The 16,785-nt window shown below is 45.9% G+C and carries 15 protein-coding genes; all 15 read right to left on the reverse strand.

What is annotated here, in order from left to right; all coding sequences use genetic code 11:
* The 15 genes from QCBJ_RS12020 to ihfB all read right to left on the reverse strand — a co-directional run bounded on the left by QCBJ_RS12020 (nt 1) and on the right by ihfB (nt 16,740).
* Nucleotides 1–819, reverse strand: a complete 819-nt coding sequence (locus tag QCBJ_RS12020; RefSeq protein ID WP_102060886.1) for a glycosyltransferase family 2 protein — start codon at nt 817–819, stop codon at nt 1–3.
* Nucleotides 820–896: 77 nt separating this feature from the next.
* The gene (locus QCBJ_RS12025; protein ID WP_102060887.1) at nt 897–1,676 is read right to left on the reverse strand and encodes an AglZ/HisF2 family acetamidino modification protein; all 780 of its coding nucleotides are present in this window, start codon (nt 1,674–1,676) and stop codon (nt 897–899) included.
* Between the two features lie 3 nt (nt 1,677–1,679).
* Entirely contained in the window at nt 1,680–2,285 is a 606-nt protein-coding gene (gene hisH / locus QCBJ_RS12030) for an imidazole glycerol phosphate synthase subunit HisH (protein WP_102060888.1), read from the reverse strand.
* Nucleotides 2,282–3,421, reverse strand: a complete 1,140-nt coding sequence (locus tag QCBJ_RS12035) for an N-acetyl sugar amidotransferase (protein WP_164441104.1) — start codon at nt 3,419–3,421, stop codon at nt 2,282–2,284. Before QCBJ_RS12035 ends, hisH begins: the two co-directional genes overlap by 4 nt.
* A 97-nt stretch (nt 3,422–3,518) precedes the next feature.
* Nucleotides 3,519–4,769, reverse strand: a complete 1,251-nt coding sequence (locus QCBJ_RS12040; protein WP_158242098.1) for an oligosaccharide flippase family protein — start codon at nt 4,767–4,769, stop codon at nt 3,519–3,521.
* A gap of 88 nt (nt 4,770–4,857) precedes the next feature.
* Nucleotides 4,858–6,129 carry a UDP-N-acetyl-D-mannosamine dehydrogenase gene (gene wecC, locus QCBJ_RS12045; protein WP_102060891.1) on the reverse strand — a complete coding sequence of 424 codons (1,272 nt, stop codon included), beginning with the start codon at nt 6,127–6,129 and terminating at the stop codon, nt 4,858–4,860.
* Between the two features lie 22 nt (nt 6,130–6,151).
* Entirely contained in the window at nt 6,152–7,291 is a 1,140-nt protein-coding gene (wecB, locus tag QCBJ_RS12050; protein ID WP_122748553.1) for a non-hydrolyzing UDP-N-acetylglucosamine 2-epimerase, read from the reverse strand.
* Between the two features lie 1,009 nt (nt 7,292–8,300).
* On the reverse strand, nt 8,301–9,596 hold the full coding sequence (locus QCBJ_RS12055) for an NAD(P)/FAD-dependent oxidoreductase (RefSeq protein ID WP_102060892.1): 1,296 nt from the start codon (nt 9,594–9,596) through the stop codon (nt 8,301–8,303).
* A gap of 95 nt (nt 9,597–9,691) precedes the next feature.
* Nucleotides 9,692–11,335, reverse strand: a complete 1,644-nt coding sequence (locus QCBJ_RS12060) for a hypothetical protein (RefSeq protein ID WP_145994226.1) — start codon at nt 11,333–11,335, stop codon at nt 9,692–9,694.
* Nucleotides 11,336–11,413: 78 nt separating this feature from the next.
* The gene (locus QCBJ_RS12065) at nt 11,414–12,370 is read right to left on the reverse strand and encodes a lysylphosphatidylglycerol synthase transmembrane domain-containing protein (protein ID WP_102060894.1); all 957 of its coding nucleotides are present in this window, start codon (nt 12,368–12,370) and stop codon (nt 11,414–11,416) included.
* Nucleotides 12,367–13,107, reverse strand: a complete 741-nt coding sequence (locus tag QCBJ_RS12070; protein ID WP_102060895.1) for an SDR family oxidoreductase — start codon at nt 13,105–13,107, stop codon at nt 12,367–12,369. The genes QCBJ_RS12065 and QCBJ_RS12070 overlap by 4 nt, the downstream gene beginning before the upstream one ends.
* Entirely contained in the window at nt 13,104–14,417 is a 1,314-nt protein-coding gene (locus tag QCBJ_RS12075) for an FAD-binding oxidoreductase (protein WP_102060896.1), read from the reverse strand. Before QCBJ_RS12075 ends, QCBJ_RS12070 begins: the two co-directional genes overlap by 4 nt.
* Nucleotides 14,414–15,847, reverse strand: coding sequence for a UbiA family prenyltransferase (locus tag QCBJ_RS12080; RefSeq protein ID WP_102060897.1), 1,434 nt, complete (start codon nt 15,845–15,847; stop codon nt 14,414–14,416). The genes QCBJ_RS12075 and QCBJ_RS12080 overlap by 4 nt, the downstream gene beginning before the upstream one ends.
* Before the next feature lie 350 nt (nt 15,848–16,197).
* Nucleotides 16,198–16,416: a lipopolysaccharide assembly protein LapA domain-containing protein gene (locus QCBJ_RS12085; protein ID WP_102060947.1), complete on the reverse strand. Its 219-nt coding sequence runs from the start codon at nt 16,414–16,416 to the stop codon at nt 16,198–16,200.
* Nucleotides 16,417–16,446: 30 nt separating this feature from the next.
* A complete protein-coding gene (ihfB, locus tag QCBJ_RS12090) occupies nt 16,447–16,740 on the reverse strand; it encodes an integration host factor subunit beta (protein ID WP_102060898.1) in 294 nt (97 codons plus the stop codon).
* Nucleotides 16,741–16,785 lie beyond the last annotated feature (45 nt).

Here is a 16,785-nt window from a genome sequence, read left to right on the forward strand (position 1 = left end):
TTAAGAATGATAAGTGTCGACAATGTACTTAAGAGATTTGACGTGTTCACTCGCAATGAAGCTGAGTTTCTCGCGAGAGGTAGAGCCGTGATCGTCATCAAAGATTTTCACCGAGGGCTGATAATTAACCTGCAGCCCTACTCGCCGGCACTCTTCCGCAACAAAATCTTCTTCCCCAAATAAGAATTGCGGATAATTGTACAAAGCTCCACTTAAAAAATATTGTCGTGTAAAGATAATAAAAGAACCGTGCGGCGAATAAAAATTCAGCCCTGGCGGATAACTAATAAACGGGCGCTTGGCTTTGAGATCCGACAACTTTCGATAAAGTTTAAATAGCCAAATTCTTTTAAAGATGAAAATATTTTTTTGCAATGCAAAACGCGTCGGTCTGTGTATCGTTTTCGGATTAAGATCGGCCCCTCGCCCAATGGACATAATGGCGGGTGCAACAATACCGATATTTTTGTCAATCCCACCCAAGCTCTGCTGAAGGGAAGCAAAAAAATCAGAGCTCACACTCAAATCAACATTAGATATGACTACGCAATCGAAATCTTTAGGGGACGACAGCAGCTCGACCCCTCTGGTAAAAGCAGGAAAGTAACCCACATTCGGCGACTTAAGATAACGAAAATCAAAATCCATCTCGGCAATTGCCTGTAACGCTTGATCATCCGTAGGTGCAGTCGAATTATCCACTACCACAAATGTAAATGACACGCCAGCACACCCTGACAGCGCGAGTTCTAAAGAACGTGCGTACTTCAGCAAGTGGTCATATGCATTGTAACAGATACAAACTATCGCGACTTTCATAGCACCCTACTCACACAGCTCATCATAATAAATTTGTAACACGGCCCAAACCGCACGGCTAGCAAGCTCCTAGCCTATTAGGTCACAAAATAACGCCTCAACAGTTCATCCTTTTCCGCAGGTGCTGGATAATTTATAAGCACCGCCTTATAAACACCTTTGAACACGAATAAACTACCGACAGCAGCTCCGACAATCCCAAATTTATTAATTAATTGACCTACATGTTCCAACGAGCCTGCTCCACCAAGCACCGTTATAGGGACATGAACCTCATTATAAACTTTATCGGTAATATCAAGGTTATACCCCTTCATCACACCATCGCAGTCGATCGAATTTATAACTATTTCGCCGACACCTAAATCTTGTAATTGCTTTGAAAGATCTATCGGGCATTTCCCGGTATTTTTCTTACCGTTATGTACCCAAACTTCATAGCGCCCTCCGAACAATTTTTTCTTGACGTCCAAAACAACGACGACACTCTGGCTACCTATTTCCTCGGCAATTTGACTCACTAACGATGGGTCATTTACCGCTGCTGAACTAATCGCTACTTTTTCTACACCCAGGCCAATGATCTTCTTGGCTTGAGCAGCAGTTGAAATCCCCCCCCCATAGCAAAATGGCATCCGGCACTCCATCGCCATTTTTTGAATCAAGGCGTAATCTGGCTCACGTCCCTCCGCAGTAGCGTCAATATCCAATACAATGAGCTCATCCACTTCCTTCTCATTGAAAATTTTTACTGCATTGAGTGGATCTCCAATGTACTTGGAGTCTTTAAACTTCACGGTTTTAACCAAACCTTTACCACGAATCAGCAGGCAAGGAATAATTCTAGGTCGCAACATAACTTACAACTCCGCAAAGTTCTTAAGCAAGCTCATACCGGATTGGTGGCTCTTTTCAGGGTGGAACTGAACCCCGTAAACATTACCATTGGTTACGGCACAGGTGAAGTCGTCGCCGTAATGAGTACTGGCAAGAATATGCTCTTGTTTAGCGCATTCGTAGTAGTAAGAGTGAAGAAAATAGAATCGCGGTATTGTATGGAAATCATTGAAAATCCCGACATTGGCAATCGGTTCCACATCATTCCAACCCATATGAGGCAGTTGTTTAACCCTACTCAGATCAAACTTTTTAACACGCCCCGGAACCCAACCCAAGCCAGCACGCTGCCCTTCGTCGCTGCCATCTGCGAGCATTTGCATTCCAACGCAGATACCAAGCACCGGCAGCTTATTCTCCACTACCAATTCGTCCAGAGTTTCGCGCATCCCTGAAGCGTTCAAACTGTCCATCGCATGATCAAACGACCCGACACCAGGAAGGATAATCTTAGTCGCCCCCTCAAAGTCTCGAGCCGTAGTGGCGACCTGGCACTTTATATTTAATCGCTTATAAAGATTCATAAACGATAGAATATTACCAATACCGTAATCAACGACTGTTATCATCTTTTGATAGCCCTCTCCATTCCCAAAAGACGCATCACCTTAGCCCCCAACTCAAATAAATATCGTTGAGACCTATAATCACGATAGGATTTATTTGGCAACTCCATAAGTCGTTGTAATTCTGCGACAGTCATATCCAGCTTGTTGGCAACATATTCAAAATCCTGCTCAATTGTTTCTGGGTCGTGCGCAGGCAACGCAAGCTTGTCCAAGGCCTCTTCGCGAGTCATTTGCTTTGTCAGAATTAAGCTTGAGTACTGGATTCTTCGAGTATCGTAGCCAAATTTCTTGGGCAACCAATAGCCTTCATAAAACTTTGTAAAGCGAGACTCATCATGTTTTCGAGGGTAACTTTTCCAACCGTACTCTTCAGTCAACGTCTTAATTGCCTCGGCACGGATATACGGCACATAATTTAGTGGCTTGACAACTTTCACACCTTTTATAAAGCGGAGGTAGACTTTATGAAACCATATGCTGCTTAACGGATAATCCTTGAGAGGTCGCTCGCCAAACTGGCCGTGAATATCCTTCAGCTGCCACATATCCGTGCCATAATACATCCACTCCAACGGATTACGAACGCACTCCGTTGAAAAATTTCCGCCATTAAGGATGTATTTTATACCGTGTTTGTTTGCAAATTTGTATAGCGTGGCAATGAACGCGTGATCTTGGGGGATATCGATATGTGGGACAGACGCCTTGAAGAAGGCGCGCTGAAAGTCTTTCATCTCTTCCCAGTTAATTACTTCTGTGTATAGATCGAGCCCGAGCTTTTCAACAATCACTTCAATATTATGCACCGCTAACTGTGAGTTCCAGCCACCGTCCACGTGGAAGACCAACGGACGCAGACCAAACTCCTTGACCGCGATGTGAAGCAAATAGGAACTGTCTAGCCCCCCGCTCATGCCCATGATGCAGTCAAATGGCTTTCCTTTGCTATCACGCTTAATTTTCTCAAAAATCTCGGTGATCTGCTGACGGCCTTTTGCGCCTGTATCCCAGTGGGGCAAAAGATCACGATAGAAGCCAGTACAGTGATCGCATACACCCTTTTCATCGAACGTAATATTCTCGTCCGATGTATCCATCACACAACTTGTACAAATCTGATACTGCCTGTTACTCATAACGAGCTCCATAATAAAAATAATCTAAAAGTTAGACTCATGGGGATAAGCGTCAATACCTTTCCGCACTACGAATGTCTTTATTTTCTTAGCCCGCCTAATTTCCTCTGAAATATCTGTGCATGATCAAGGTAAAAAGCATCACTTCACCAAACACAAAACTACCGGCAGCACCATATACCCCTATGACTTTAGTCGATATAACACACAGTGCCAAGGTGACTACTCCAGTACACACCAAAGACTTTGCTAGATAATTTTTAGCGCCGAGTGCGTTCAGGCCGGCAGTGCCAAACATAAAATTCGAAATACCGAAGAACACGCCTATAGACATAAATATAAATAAGCTCTGCATAAGCGTTTTGTTTGGATAGCTGGCCAAAAACTCGACACGATCTTTTAAGCCAGCCCAAAGGCCTATAAAACAAAGCAAAATACAAAACAGTACAACCAATTGCAAATAGGTCAAACGGGATATTCTCGATAGCGCTACTCTGTCTGGACCAAGGCGCCCGTGAACAGCATGAATAACCCTCGGAAAGAAGAACTGATTCAAGGGTCTTACTATCGCCTGAAACGCCTTAATAAATTTTTCAACAACAGAGTAGCTAGAGATAGTTGCTGCACTAATTCCAAAAAAGCTCAGAATAAGAACATTTGAATCTCGAAAAAGAACCACAGCAAAGTTTCCGAAAAATATTTCCTTCCCTTCCTGTAAGCTATCGCGTAAGCAGATCCAAGATATTCGCTTAAACTTGACACCTGCCACAGACACTAGATAAATCCAGGCACACACACCGCCTACCAAATACCCGCCCCCGACAATCAGCGGCAATAAAAAAAATGGATGTATAGGCTTTAGCCAAAAAAACACTATTAAACAACAGACCACACGGCTAATTACCGTAAAAATCGCAACGGGTAAATTTTTCTCTAGAGCCTGAAAAAAATAAGCCGATTGAAATACGTAGGCTAATGGCACCAACATCCAGCATAACAGGGCGAGGAATAGCTCAGGCTGTATGAAAGCACCAGCGCCCAGCACGATAATAAGACATATCACCCAAATAAAAAGTCGGCAACAAAATACCTCGCTAAACACTGCCGAAGCGCTGGTCAATCCATCAGACTTTAGGCAATTTACTACTTTCGAAACGCCATTAATTTCATAGCTGTAAATAACGACCGCAAGCACAATTAGACTGATTGCTTCCCCCACCACCAAGCTTGTATATTTCTCTGCGCCAAACATGTGTAGGACATAGGGAAATATCAAAATGGGCAGAAGTGCATTCGCGCCCTGCACAGAGGCGAGCGAAAAAATATTAACCAGGTTTCTACGTAGCAAAATTATATCTCGCAGATTTTCTCATTAGTTGCATCTTTCTCAGTCAGCGATGGTAAAAACCCGTTAATAAAGCTTCCTTCAACACTCGTCAAAATTGCGCCTGCCATATACCACGAGTATCAATAACTCTATGCTCAGATAATTGGCTGACAGAAATTTGCTTGAAAAATTTATGATCGACCAGCAACACGATAATGTTTGCTTCTTTGAGGGCGTCTTCAACAGTACGGTAAGCTACGTAGCCCTTCAGTACCTCTGGCAACTCGCTTATATGAGGCTCAACCGCAAAGACCTGACCAGGATGTTGCTGTGAAATCTTTAGCGTAATGCCCACAGAGGGACTCTCGCGCAGGTCGTCAATATCTGGTTTGAAGGCCAAACCAAAGCACGCAATGGTCACATCCCTGGCAGTGAGTTGTGGGTTGGCTTGCAAATACTCCGCGACCGCCACCTGAACTTTGCTGACCACCCACTCAGGCTTACTATCGTTTACTTCACGGGCGCAACGGATGAGTTTAGCGTGCTGTGGCGCACTGCTCACAATGAACCATGGATCCACTGCAATACAGTGTCCGCCTACCCCCGGCCCTGGCTGAAGAATATTGACGCGCGGATGCCTGTTAGCTAACTTGATCAGCTCCCAGACATTGATACCCTGATGATCAGCAATTATTGAAAGTTCGTTGGCAAAAGCGATGTTCACATCACGGAAACTATTCTCCGTAAGCTTGCACATTTCCGCCGTACGTGAGTTCGTGATGATGCACTCGCCTTCTACAAACAGCTTATAAAGGCTAACGGCGGCGTCCGAGCATTTGGGCGTCATGCCACCAATGACACGGTCATTCTGCACCAACTCCCGTAGCACATGGCCTGGCAGCACGCGCTCAGGGCAGTGAGCAATCCTTATATCTGAACCCTCTCCATGGGTCTGGGGAAACGTCAGGTCATCTCGAATCTCAGCAAGCCACTTGGACATCTGTTCAGTAGCTCCCACCGGTGAAGTGGACTCCAGAATAACCAAATCGCCAACTTTTAAAACTGGCGCAATAGCCTTACAGGCGGATTCGATATAGGAAAGGTCAGGCTCATGACCCTCCTTGAAGGGAGTGGGCACAGCAATCAAAAAAGCGTCGGCGGCCTCGGGAGTAATAGTGGCGCGCAGATAGCCTTCGGTCACCGCTGCGTGTACTACCATGTCGAGATCGGGTTCGACAATATGGATTTCTCCTTTGTTGATTGTTTCTACAGCCTTTTTATTAACATCGACACCGATTACGTTAATTTTGCGCGAAGCGAAAACGGCCGCGGTAGGTAACCCGATATAACCTAAACCGATGACAGAAATAGTTTTGAACACGAATAAATATCCTTGATTTTCGTTAAGCACGCTTTTCTAGATGCTGAAATAAGATATTGACAATTCTACTACACGCCTCACCATCTCCGTAAGGATTGTGCGCGTAAGACATTTCCTCGTAGAAACACTGATCCACCAGTAACCGCGCCAACCCCTCTGTAATTGCGGCGACATCTGTCCCCACGAGCTTGACCGTTCCAGCATCGACCGCCTCAGGACGCTCTGTGGTTTCTCGCATCACCAAGACAGGCTTACCCAGCGACGGTGCCTCTTCTTGTATCCCGCCCGAATCAGTCAGAATCAAGTAGGCGCGATTCATCAGATAAACAAACGGCAAATAATCCAGAGGCTCTATCAGGTGAATGTTGTCGATACCAGACAACAATCTGTTTATAGGCTCCCGAACATTAGGATTAAGATGCACAGGGTAAACGATTTCAACATCAGGAAAAGCTCGTGCGGTTTCAGCTAACGCTGTACAGATTCTTTCAAAACCGCCGCCAAAGCTCTCCCGGCGGTGCCCGGTTACGAGCACGACTCTCCTTTCTTTATCCAAAAAAGCGAATTGCTCTTCGAACCGCCTTTTCAATTCAGAATCGCTATCAAGTTTTTTCACAACATCCAACAGTGCATCAATAACTGTATTGCCGGTCACATGGACAATGTCGCTGCGGACCCCTTCGTTGAAGAGGTTTCGGGCTGAGTTCTCGGTAGGCGCGAAATGCAAGGCTGCTAGGGCTCCGGTCAGCTTCCGGTTCGCCTCCTCAGGCCAAGGCGAATAGAGATTCCCAGTCCTCAGCCCTGCCTCAACGTGAGCAACTGGAATCTTCTGATAGTAGGCCGCCAACGCGGTGGCAAAGGTGGTTGCCGTATCTCCATGCACCAAAACGATGTCAGGCATGAAAGCGTTGAAAACCTTCTTCATGCCCAAAAGGATGCTGGTGGTGATATCGGAAAGGTCCTGCCCGGGCTTCATGATGTCCAAGTCGTAGTCAGGTTCTAGCTCGAACAAGTCCAGCACCTGGTCGAGCATCTGACGATGCTGTGCTGTGACGCATACTCGCGAATCGAAACGTTCATCTGCCGCCAGCTTCAATGCGAGAGGGGCCATTTTGATGGCCTCCGGGCGAGTTCCAAAAACTGAAAGCACTTTTATCAACATTTGCATCCCAAAAAATATAGGTAAATTGCGGCATGTGTCTTGGCACGACTCGGCTAACCAGACACAGGGACGCTACAGTTCAAGGATTTAGCGCCTAATTCCTGAGAACAATAGACCAAGGCCGACTAGCCGAGACTCAGCCACTGCATGAAATACTGCTCAATGGCAGGCCCACCCGCTACTGCCGATCGTTGAAAAAACCAACCAGTCGATAATTCGTTCTTTACTGCCACAGGCATGAAAACACTATTGAGGCCGTTGAGAACAGCTGAAAAAATGAAACGGCTACGTGATCTGCTATGAGCCTCACCGGACTGGGCCACTTAATAATCCGATGGTTCTGCTCCTCGGCATTGGTTACCACCGGAAGAAACCAAGCGGTTGACACCACGCGTGCGGCGTGCCAGCGGTGAACTGTCATGCTTGTACATATGAATGAACGAATGCACAGGAAATCTTGATTTTTAAGCATTACGGGTGACCAATTACTACGCTGTTCTGGCGATTCGACAGACGCATACATCGATAATATCGATTCATCACTACCTGCCTGCACGTACATCTCATCAAGACCTTCACCGCAGGAAGTACGAGGCATTCTGCTACGAGCAAATAGCCATGTCGACAGTCGCGCCCTCGCTCATATTGGCATGCGTCTTGGCTTGCGTGTCTAGGAGCATCCATCGCGGTATCGCACCCTCTGCACGCTCTATACCGCTCAAAAGCTAAACGTGCGAGCACAAAAACGGGCCTCTTATTCACCTGCTCTCAAAAGCATGAGCTCGCAGTATACAATTGAAAGATGCTCGCTTCACTGATGGTCTGAAGCCGAACAGCATCATCAAGGGTAGGCACGATCACTCGGACAACTGCAAATAGTCTTGACTCCAAAAAATTCCGATACCAGCATCCAGTACCCAAGCATAATCCTCGATCCAGCATGAGCCTGCTGCACCCCCGCCCCCCCCCCCGACGACGATCAAAAGATTTATGCTACGTCCCGATACGCTTACACTTCCGATGATGTAACGTTCCTAGCAATCGTTCTACCGAAATCTATGCTCTCTGATATACCCCTATCCTCAGGATAGTAGTATGAGGTATCAGCAACCCAAAGCCCTTTTACCGGTAGTGACACTGGGGGCAACTTACTCAAGTGACCCGGTTCGCAGATAGGCTGTGCGAACCTGTACCGACTTGCGCGCAAGTCAATAAAGTCCTCATCCCGAAGCGAAGGATTAATTTTTTTAATATATTTCCGGACCTTATCGAGAAAGTTCTGATCGGGCTCCAAAAATAAAGGATGTTCGCCGGGAACATAAAAAGGTACGTAAACGATATGACTGCTTAGCGGGCGTAAGTTGCTATACTCGACGAGACCGGGAATATCCATATCAGGATCATTTATATTAAGCCAAAAATTCTCTGTCACTGGCTTACTCAATTTTGCGACAACACATACGACCGCGATATTTTTCAGCGCTTCAAACTGACCTATAATATCCGCTGGCAAATCCGGGATGAGCTTAGAAACGTATGGTAGCGGAACAGTGCTGATCACTTTATCAAATGACTCGAATTGGCCAGCCACTTCGACCCCGAGTACAGCGCCATCACCTAGCACCACCTTATTAACAGCTGAGTCAAGGCGCACTTCACCACCATTACTCTCTATATACGCCTTCATTGAGTTTAATAAAGTATCTGACCCGCCTTCCAAATAGCCCAATTTTTCTTTGAACAGGCTGTAGCGTGAATTACCAATACGACGTATCCGACTCCAAATCCAAGCAGCGGATAGGTTGCCTCCATAGCCATAAAACTTAAAATCAAAAAGGCGACGCCATAGTACCTCCCATGCCTCTTGACCGACCCAGCGACGAATCCAACCACTGGCCTCTATGTTATCCAGAGGCCGCCAGTCTTTCCGCTTAGTACATAAGAACGCGTGGAGTCCATATCTAAATTTAGCGGTAAAGCTCAGCCCACGAAATTTCAGCAACGCCAATGGATTGCCCCATGGCTGTAAGCGATTTTCAAACCAGTACCCCATTTTGGTCTCGACCCATTGCATTCTTTCACTTAAATCTAACTCATTAAGCACGTTCAAAAATGCATGATCAGAAATACAATGAAAATGATAGTACCGTTCAATCTCCAAACCGGAAAAATCGAAAGAGGCGGCCATACCACCTACGCGCTCGCCGGCCTCGAAAAGCACGGGATGATGACCATCCCTAACAAGTTGGTATGCTGTTGCCAAACCCATGGGACCCGCCCCAAGAACCGCTACACGCTGCCCCATGCCATACTCCAATTAATTATGATTATCGCTCATCTCTCTGAAAGGCGACGTATGTGAACCAGTGATTCTTCAAAATAGAATGCGGGCCAATATTGTTATCGAAGCGCCCACAGCTCAATAGTTCCGAAGCGCTGTATAGGTTTGTACTTATCACGAATATAGCTATCGAGTAGCCCAGAACCTGTCGCAAAGCGCGAATCATTAGGTTCCATTATCTGATCCCATTGATCATCAAGTACAATCAACTTTGGAGGCGCGCCTTCCATTTCACTTATCATTAAACGTTGAATTCTCTCTTGAGTTTGCACACCGGGATGCAAATCATACCATTTAGTGACAGGTTGGCGACCTACCATAAAGTAGAAAGAAACAGCATTGAGAAATAGCTTCCTGTGCTGTGCCACACCCACATAAATCTTGTCATTAGGTTCTGTATGTTCGATAACGTACTTTGCCGCTTTAAGATAATTCTCATCAACGCCTATGCAACGAAGCGATGGCAATGGAGGCGAAAAACAATTACCCAGCACAACTGATCGCCCTTTAACAATATCTTTAACTCCCTGAACAATCTCTTTACCACCCTGACGTATTTGGGAGCCCATTAAGAGCAATAAAACCAGAAGCCCTGGAACCAACACAAGCTTAGCCACGCCCGAACTCAACCTAATCTTCCCAACATAAAACGCTATTAATACAACTACAAAAACCAATGACTGCACCATGTGTAGAAACTGAGTTCTGACCAACCCTTTTATTATAAATAAGGCGCACGTAATAATCACAAGTGGAACCCAGATCGCGGCGACAACGCTGCTGCGACTTGCGCGGCTATGGATCTCCGCAGCGAATGCCCATAGCAACGCAACAAATGGAGCATAAACGACATAAATCGAAATCTGCTTGGATATTAAAAAATCATCTAACGTTGGAAATGGCAACGAACGAACATGTGGATATATCTTTGAGGGGATCTGGATTAGATTTTCATTCAAATCATACAAAGGCACGAAATATAGCAACGCTGACAGGATTGGAACAAGTATTAGAACAATACCGGCACCATAGCAAGATGATTGAATAAATGTTTTTTTAACTGTCAAATAAATACTCGAATTCGTCACTGACAAATTCGCTACAAACAGACTAACAACAACTGCTAACGCGTTATAAGCGCCTAAATCATGCCTAAAAGCAATCACCACCGCTGTCGACAACCCAGCGAAGAATAAATACTTTCCATTTCGGTTGAAGCCCTTTACCACCCACAGAATGGATAGCAGAGAGAACGCAACGGCGGGAAAAACTGGAAAAGCATCTTGTCGAGCCGCAATCAGTAAAAATAGAATAACAGCCGCTGCTATTGCAGCATGAACACGCGGAGAAAGCAGCGCTACAAGAGAATAAGACACGCTTACAATAAGAGCTTTAGAAACTATCCCTATTGCACGCACCACCAAGTCGGCGTGTCCGAATACATCAAACCCCCAGGATGTAAGGTAAAATTGTGCCGGACCATACATCGTCCAAAAATCACGATATGGCAGCTTACCGCTAGAAATCAGCTCAGCGCCCGTTACGATTAGCCCCTCATCATAAATACCTATCAGAGGGTCAAACGCTAAGATCTGTAACAAAACCGCAGCCAAAAATACAATCCATGGCGCCCATGTAAAATTTACCGCCACCTCTGTACGATTCACTATTGAACTCGCATATACTTTTTGATTGTAATTCATGAAATAAACCTGAGACATTAGAAATGAGAGAGCTCACTCTTGCTGCCATTTAAAGACTATTATTTATCATTTCGCATTCTAAGCAGCTGACGGGTTTTGCTTACTATTAATTAGCGCGCCAACCCCAACGGTGGTCGAGAACCAAAGCGTGCACAATCTTATCAAGATAGTCGCAGCAATGGCATCCGTATGTGGCATTCCTTTTGCAATTAACAGCCCCACCATTACCGCCTCGGTGCCACCCAACCCACCAGGCAGGAAACTTAAGGCACCTGCCAACAGCGCTGTTGCATAAACAAATATTGCAAATGGAAGAGATATATCGCCACCTAACCAATTCAATATCCAATAAAAAGCTATTGCTTCTGCACTACACGCCAACACACCTAGCAAAGTCGCACCAATTAGAATAATAGGGCGGTGGCATCGTTGAGCTTCAGCAAGAACATCACATAAATGTCGGAAAAACTTTAGAGGCATGCGATAACGATCACTCGCGACATTAACTACCTTTATGATAAGTTTGGGATTAGACAATAAAACCAATCCAATAATTATTAACCCCCCGCCACCAAGAATGATATTTTTTGCGTCGGAATACTGCGACAAACCGAAAAGGGTCATTCCCAAAATAGCGATCAGGTCTGAAAGACGCTCACTGAAAAATGCTGCGAAACTCTTGGTATAAGGCACACCCCATGGTTTGAGTAGAACACCACGTAACGCCTCTCCTGCCCGTCCAGGCGTCGTAGTCATAGCAAATCCGGCTAGATAAATCTTTAAGTTACTTTCCCAAGGTATATCTTGCCCGAGGACCCTCAAGTACATGCTCCAACGCAGGAATCGTAATATATAGTTGATGGATGACATCAGTAGGGCAGCTAGAATACCGAACACACCAACCTTGCCAAAGGCGCTAATTACACCATCCCAGCCACCCCAGAGGGATACTCCTAAATACCCTATGGCCGAAAAAATAACCGATAGCACAATAGTCTTATAACGCCAGCCTGAAAGAAACATTCCCGAGCTCACAGGTTGAGCCTTTTGAAGATCGTTTGTGGGATATTTCGAATGATGAACATGATCACAGCCCAAAAACCAGGAGCGTACAGAATGTTCATTTTGCGCTTTACACCTTCAACAATTAGCTTTGCTATTGTCTCAGGTGCACTGACCAGTAATTTTGGTAGTGCGAGCCCTTGGGTCATAGGCGTAGCAACAAAACCTGGCTTGATGTCCATGACATGAACACCGACCTTATAAAGACTTGCCCGTAACCCTTCGCAAAATGTAGAAACCGCAGACTTCGAAGCGCCATACAGATAATTTGTTGGCCTTCCTCGGTCTCCTGCCACAGAAGAAATAACTGCGATAGTGCCACATCGTTGAATTTTAAATTGTTGAGAAAGTCTTATTAGTAAAGCAATTACAGACAATCCGTTGCTTGTGAACTCGCGTAGCGCAACATCTACATTTTTCTCACACTCTTTTTGGTCTGGGAGCGTCCCGTGAGCTATCAAAGCGATATCAATCTGATGCATCAGGCCAATGCAACTTGCTATCATAGGGGAATGTGCCGAAAAATCAGTGGCATCCATCTCATATGTGGTTACAGACTTTGCACCTCTTGCCATTAAGTCGGATGCCGTCTGCTCCAGCTTTTCAGCATCGCGAGCAACTAGAAAAAATTGCCCTCCTTTAGCAGCCCAAAGGCGAGCACAAGCAGTAGCTATTGCCGATGTGGCACCGACGATCAAAATTCGTTTCATTCGATAACTCTTTTCCAAAAGCGGGACATCAGAGTGGGGTCACGTAGAACTTCGAGCTGCTGCCACGCAGGATACGCACGGCGGAAGTCGCAGCCCTTCATATGAGCATCTTTCGCGGGGTAAAGGCGCCCTCCGGCTTCATGCACCATAGAGTCCAGACGCTCAAAAAGTGAGGCAAGCTGCGTGTTTTGCGGAAAGTCTAACGCCAGAGAGGTGCCTTTCATAGGAAACGACAATATGCCTGGCGAGACGATTTCACCACACCGCTTTAGCACCGCAAGGAATGACCCTTGCCCAGATGAAGATATCACTCTGAGCACCTCCCCCATTACGCGCGGGGCAACAGCCTCAGGAATAACGCACTGGTACTGCTGAAATCCCTTTCGGCCGTAGATGCGATTCCAGTTATTAATGCGATCTAAAGGAAAAAAGAACGACTCGTAGCTATTTCTTCGCAATGCTCGTTCTGACGGGTGCAATCGCCAATATACCTCGTTGAAAACTCGAAGTGATGCCTTGTTGATTAAGGATATCGGGGGAGAAAAGGGCATCACCAATTGAGTCCGTTCTTTCTCAATTAATGAACCATAATGCGCATGGTCACCAACGATGAAGACCCCTCGACCGACTTGGCTTCCTTTGGAGAGACAATCTATCCAAGCAACACTATATTCATGTTTAGCGTCAAGCTCGGCGGACAAACTAAAAAACTCCTCAAGGCTACCGAATCGTACAGTTACACTATCAATCTGGCTGGACAAAATTGGTATAAGCTGTATTTCCGCCCACAGTATTATACCAGTCAGACCCAGCCCCCCGATGGTGGCGGAATAGAGTTCCGTGTTCTGCGAGGCGGAGCATGTTACGACCTCCTCGCGGTGACGCAACAGCCCCATCGAAATTAGATAGTTTCCGAATGTACCTCTTACATGATGATTTTTACCGTGGACATCATTAGCTATAGCCCCACCTAAAGTGGCAAGTTGAGTTCCCGGTGCGACGGCCAGAAACCAACCTCTAGGGATGGATATTTCCAGAATTTGCGCTAATGTAACCCCGGCCTCAGCGACCACACGACCTCGCTGCCAATCGACTTGAATAAATCTGTCAAGGGATCGAAGACTAAGCACGTGATCACTGGCCGCTAAACAACTGTCTCCGTAGCTACGCCCATTCCCATAGGGCAATGTTGATCCTTGCGTTGATACAAGTGAGCAGAGTTTACTAGGCACTTCATGACGCCAATGACAGGTATCTGCCGTTTGCGGCGCATAAGGAAATCGCCCCCAAGAAGATAACTGACGATTCATGCAGCCACCCAGAAGACTAAGCCAAATAATGCTCCCACTATTAAACTTACGCGATCCTTTATAGCAAAAACAACAGGATCGTCATGCATCTCACCTCGGTGACTTAGCATCCAAACACGGGTAATCCAAAATAAGAGCAACGGGCACGCTAACCAAATTACCTGTGGGCGAGAATATAGTCCAATAGTAGACTGATCATGAATATAAAGCGCCAGCACCATCACGGCCAAGTAGCCTGAAGATGCACCTAAAGAGGATATCATTTCCAGATCAGCTGGATAATAACCGCGACCACGAGTTTTATGCTCATGACCTTTTCGAACGGCATCTTTAAGCTCAGCGTATCGCTTAACCAAAGCCAAACTAAGGAACATAAACATCGAGAATGCTAACATCCAGAAGGTCAACTGCATGCTCATTGCAAAAGTACCAGCAATAATACGTATTGTGTATAGAATAGCAAGTGCAATTACATCCACACCCATCTTACGCTTTAGATATAGAGAATATGCAAGCGTCAATCCGTAGTAGGCTGCTAATACGCCAGAAAACTGCAAGGGCAACCATAAATATGCACCCGCAAATGCACTGAGCAGCAGAACTGGAAAAGTAATTAGACCAGCACTTATAGAAAGATGTCCGGCAGCAAATGCACGATGGCATTTAGACGCGTGATGCCGGTCATCAGCTAAATCCAGCAAATCATTCAAAATATAAACACTGGACGCGCACAAACCAAAGAGCAAAAATGCCAGAACGCCCTGCCAAAGTAGAGGCGGATTAGTCAACTGGTGGGCCGCCAGTAGCGGCACGAAGACCAATGCATTTTTAACCCACTGATGCAACCTTATCGCTCTAAGCCAATCCTTAAGCCCTGCAGCATTTGAATTAAATACACACTTAACATTTCCCTGCAACCGAGCCCTACGCTCAACCCCTCTACCGGGATTGACTACATAAGCAGATTGAGCAGACGCCCATACAGCAAGGTCCTCATTGGCGTTACCAACATAATCATAACCCTGCTCACCAAAGCGCTCAATTAAAGCGTCTCTTTTTCGATGACCTGAAAGATTGCACTCCCCATCTGTGGCCAATACGAGATCAAACAGCTCCAACTCTTTTGAGATACTTTCAGCCAATGTATAATAGCTGGCGGTAGCCAATACTATTTTACGACCTCTTATTCGCTCAGCTTTTATTAACGCAATAACTTCCATATTATATGGCAGCACGCTAACATCGATATCCACAGCCTCAGCTAACTTTTTCTTCAAATAAGCTTTGCCCCTAAAAAGCCAAATTAAAGGGCTCAACACTTGAAGAGGCCTGTTACGCAAAAACGCGATACCGGTCTCAAGAAGCAAATCAGAACGCAACAGCGTCCCGTCAAGATCGACAACGAGGGGCGGGAGGTGGGTGCTAGTCACGAAAATTCATCTACTTGTAAAAAATGTCAAGCGCTTATACGCTTGTGAGGTTATTGCAAAGTTGACGAATCAGAAAATGACCAAAATCGATGCTATGGTCGAACTTTGCAGCCATGATCGCGCTATTCGCGCCGCCCATTATCTCAATTGAGAGATATGATCGCAAACCGCCACGCTACAGTTGCAGCGAAATAGGGCTTTTTGTATCGGGCCAGCCCAACGTTACAGCTCAAAGATATGCTGCCGATCAACAGATCTAACGTAAAGCGCCCGCAGCCCTATCAAACAAAGCGTTTAACGTTAACACCACTCCCATGCAATTTAAAATCGCCATCAGGAATGAAAGCGAGTTACTCATGCCTACGCCGAACAAGCAAGCTAAGTACCGGCCCTATAACCATACCAACGATAAGCGCGCCAACGATATAGAATGAAGCAGGTGCCTGCGGCGCCACCCACCCTCCAAAAAACAGCGTAACTGCTTGCTGGTTTTCAAGCACAAAACCCAAAACCATTATAAAAATGATCAAAATTAGCAAAACTTGTGCAAAACTCTTCAACCTACGCATTAGCCTCCCCCCCCCAAAAAAAAGACACAATCAGACGTCTTCTTCGTCTTCATTCACACGGTCGCGCAGTTCCTTGCCCGGCTTGAAATGGGGTACGAATTTACCATCGAGGCTGACAGACTGTCCCGTTTTTGGATTACGACCAACCCGGGGTGCGCGATAATGCAACGAAAAACTTCCGAATCCACGAATTTCTATTCGATCACCGGTAGCCAAGCATTGGGACATCTGCTCGAGCATTGTCTTGATGGCCAATTCTACATCCTTGGATGAAAGCAGCCCTTGATGGGTGACAATTCGTTCGATCAACTCCGACTTCGTCATATTTTTCCCTTCTTTTTCAAGCAGCTAGGAAAAGCGATCAGAAGG

Origin of the sequence: Pseudomonas sp. QC2 (genome assembly GCF_002859085.1) — a bacterium.
Lineage (GTDB): Bacteria > Pseudomonadota > Gammaproteobacteria > Pseudomonadales > Pseudomonadaceae > Aquipseudomonas > Aquipseudomonas petroselini.

Coding starts and splice junctions, on each gene's coding strand:
- QCBJ_RS12020 (WP_102060886.1), bottom strand. CDS start 819: ATGAAAGTCGCGATAGTTTGTATCTGTTACAATGCATATGACCACTTG.
- QCBJ_RS12025 (WP_102060887.1), bottom strand. CDS start 1,676: ATGTTGCGACCTAGAATTATTCCTTGCCTGCTGATTCGTGGTAAAGGT.
- hisH (WP_102060888.1), bottom strand. CDS start 2,285: ATGATAACAGTCGTTGATTACGGTATTGGTAATATTCTATCGTTTATG.
- QCBJ_RS12035 (WP_164441104.1), bottom strand. CDS start 3,421: ATGAGTAACAGGCAGTATCAGATTTGTACAAGTTGTGTGATGGATACA.
- wecB (WP_122748553.1), bottom strand. CDS start 7,291: ATGTTGATAAAAGTGCTTTCAGTTTTTGGAACTCGCCCGGAGGCCATC.
- QCBJ_RS12055 (WP_102060892.1), bottom strand. CDS start 9,596: ATGGGGCAGCGTGTAGCGGTTCTTGGGGCGGGTCCCATGGGTTTGGCA.
- QCBJ_RS12060 (WP_145994226.1), bottom strand. CDS start 11,335: ATGAATTACAATCAAAAAGTATATGCGAGTTCAATAGTGAATCGTACA.
- QCBJ_RS12070 (WP_102060895.1), bottom strand. CDS start 13,107: ATGAAACGAATTTTGATCGTCGGTGCCACATCGGCAATAGCTACTGCT.
- QCBJ_RS12075 (WP_102060896.1), bottom strand. CDS start 14,417: ATGAATCGTCAGTTATCTTCTTGGGGGCGATTTCCTTATGCGCCGCAA.
- QCBJ_RS12085 (WP_102060947.1), bottom strand. CDS start 16,416: ATGCGTAGGTTGAAGAGTTTTGCACAAGTTTTGCTAATTTTGATCATT.
- ihfB (WP_102060898.1), bottom strand. CDS start 16,740: ATGACGAAGTCGGAGTTGATCGAACGAATTGTCACCCATCAAGGGCTG.